The sequence below is a fragment of the Halomonas sp. NPDC076908 genome (assembly GCF_050269715.1).
GTDB lineage: Bacteria > Pseudomonadota > Gammaproteobacteria > Pseudomonadales > Halomonadaceae > Vreelandella.
Window position 1 is genome coordinate 1 of sequence record NZ_JBNNIW010000106.1, and the last position, 1,693, is coordinate 1,693.

2 tRNA genes and 2 rRNA genes are annotated in these 1,693 nt (G+C 51.1%); all 4 read left to right on the forward strand.

From position 1 onward, the window contains the following. A 16S ribosomal RNA gene (locus tag ACQKE4_RS20640) occupies positions 1 to 84 on the forward strand; the annotation flags it as partial. Positions 85 to 266: 182 nt separating this feature from the next. After that, a tRNA-Ile gene (locus ACQKE4_RS20645) sits at positions 267 to 343 on the forward strand. A gap of 97 nt (positions 344 to 440) precedes the next feature. Continuing rightward, a tRNA-Ala gene (locus ACQKE4_RS20650) sits at positions 441 to 516 on the forward strand. A gap of 259 nt (positions 517 to 775) precedes the next feature. Beyond that, positions 776 to 1,693, forward strand: a 23S ribosomal RNA gene (locus tag ACQKE4_RS20655); the annotation flags it as partial.

Here is a 1,693-nt window from a genome sequence, read left to right on the forward strand (position 1 = left end):
GCGATCACCACGGTGTGGTTCATGACTGGGGTGAAGTCGTAACAAGGTAGCCGTAGGGGAACCTGCGGCTGGATCACCTCCTTAAACGATGCGTCACGCTCAGTAAGCGTCCACAATGAATTACCTGATCAGATAGAGAGCAAGCGGTAAAAGCACGATTCCCTCTTGGGTCTGTAGCTCAGTTGGTTAGAGCGCACCCCCTGACCTTAAATGGAAAGCAGGGTGAGGTCGGACATCCGGCGCGGTCGTAAGAGTAGTCAGTAAATGGGTCTGTAGCTCAGTTGGTTAGAGCGCACCCCTGATAAGGGTGAGGTCGGCAGTTCAAGTCTGCCCAGACCCACCAAATTTGCGTAATACGTCGTTGCCTTATTACTCGCATAGCAGGCTATGCGTCGCAATAATGCGCCTTGTCTTACACAAATTTGCGTGAATTTAGTATTGGGGCCATAGCTCAGCTGGGAGAGCGCCTGCCTTGCACGCAGGAGGTCAGCGGTTCGATCCCGCTTGGCTCCACCATTAATTACTATTGTCTTTACCTTAACTACCGTTTGTTGATGTTTCGTGACTACTGATAAGTCGCTGTGTTGTTGTAACTATTGTTATAACTGTAACACGTCGCTTTATCACTGTTCATTGAACAGCTGCTCTTTAACAATGTATATCATGCTGACAAGAACACTTCTGACGAAGTGCTTCTTAAATTGTGATACGTCTCAAGCGTATCCGGCAAAATAGAACGTTATCATTGCGAACCCCAGACTCCTTCGGGTTATAGGGTCAAGCAATGAAGCGCACACGGTGGATGCCTAGGCAGCCAGAGGCGATGAAAGACGTGGTAGCCTGCGATAAGGCTCGGTGAGGTGGCAACAACCTGTGACCCGGGCATTTCTGAATGGGGAAACCCACTCATCATAAGATGAGTATCTTACGCTGAATACATAGGCGTAAGAAGCGAACCAGGGGAACTGAAACATCTAAGTACCCTGAGGAAAAGAAATCAACCGAGATTCCCCTAGTAGCGGCGAGCGAACGGGGACCAGCCCTTAAGCGTGTGACTGATTAGGCGAATGCGTTGGGAAGCGCGGCCGTAGCGGGTGATAGCCCCGTAGCCGAAAATCTGATCACGTGAAATCGAGTAGGTCGGGGCACGAGAAACCTTGACTGAAGACGGGGGGACCATCCTCCAAGGCTAAATACTCCTGGCTGACCGATAGTGAACCAGTACCGTGAGGGAAAGGCGAAAAGAACCCCGGAGAGGGGAGTGAAATAGATCCTGAAACCGTGTGCGTACAAGCAGTCGGAGCCCACTTGTTGGGTGACGGCGTACCTTTTGTATAATGGGTCAGCGACTTATATTCAGTGGCGAGGTTAACCGCATAGGGGAGCCGTAGGGAAACCGAGTCTTAACTGGGCGACACAGTCGCTGGATATAGACCCGAAACCGAGCGATCTATCCATGAGCAGGGTGAAGGTTGAGTAACATCAACTGGAGGCCCGAACCAGGATCTGTTGAAAAAGATTTGGATGACTTGTGGATCGGAGTGAAAGGCTAATCAAGCTCGGAGATAGCTGGTTCTCCTCGAAAGCTATTTAGGTAGCGCCTCACGTAGTACCGCCGGGGGTAGAGCACTGTTTCGGCTAGGGGGTCATCCCGACTTACCAACCCGAGGCAAACTCCGAATACCGGTGAGTA